The sequence below is a fragment of the Empedobacter sp. GD03797 genome (assembly GCF_029842105.1).
GTDB lineage: Bacteria > Bacteroidota > Bacteroidia > Flavobacteriales > Weeksellaceae > Empedobacter > Empedobacter falsenii_C.
In genome coordinates this window covers 1-793 of sequence record NZ_JAOCFS010000070.1, presented here as the reverse complement: position 1 = coordinate 793, position 793 = coordinate 1, and the positions used below count along the sequence as shown (strand labels likewise).

The following is a 793-nucleotide window of genomic DNA, read 5'->3' as shown; positions in this document are numbered from 1 at the left end:
CCTGAGTTTGAACGTACTCGTGAAAATATGAATGAGTTTGGTGGTTGTGCAAGAACTGGAAAATCGTTGCGTACCGCTCTTTCTCAAGTCATGAGTAAAATGGCAGATAGTCAAGTTACAGGTCGATTAACTTCAGTTATGAAGAAAATCAACTTAGAAGATGGTACAGAAGCCAGAGGTTATCGTAAAGTTGAAGTTTCTACTCAACGCCAATATTTAATTGGTTTTGAGTTTGATAAAAAGCTTTCGATTAATGGTGTTTTTAATGCGCCTTATGATGTGGAACACAACGTTGATAGAAACGAAGCGGAATTTATTGTTGCAGCATTTAATCCTGCTGAATTGATTTCTGCACCTGCTGGTACTACACACTTTCGTTTAATTAATGCATTGGCTGTTTTATCGGATTTCTCGTTCAATCCTACAACTGGAAATTATGAGCCTGACGATGCTATTAATAACGAATTAAATGTTGTTGAATACTCGGCTTATATCCCGTTAAATGTTCCGTATGCCGGAAGTACGATTTCGGCAGCTTTACCAGGTGCGCCAACTTTGGCAAACAATGTTACGGTTGTGCAATGTATCGGTATTGAATTTTTTCAAGAAGTCAACGGAAATTATTATCCTTTCGCCTCTGGAAACTGCTTGAAAATCGAAGATGCTTTTTAAGCTGTTGGTTGGTTAAAGAGTCTTTTCGATTTGAAAAGGCTCTTTTTTGTTTCACCTTAATTGAATAAATAATGCATGTAAAAATTGTGCGTGTGGCTCAAGGGAAGCAAAGTACGTTGAG

At 37.6% G+C, this 793-nt stretch carries 1 protein-coding gene; it reads left to right on the top strand.

What is annotated here, in order from left to right:
* Window positions 1–672 (top strand): hypothetical protein (locus N5D90_RS17055; RefSeq protein ID WP_280063476.1); only part of this gene is annotated, 672 nt, incomplete at its 5' end.
* Window positions 673–793: the final 121 nt, after the last annotated feature.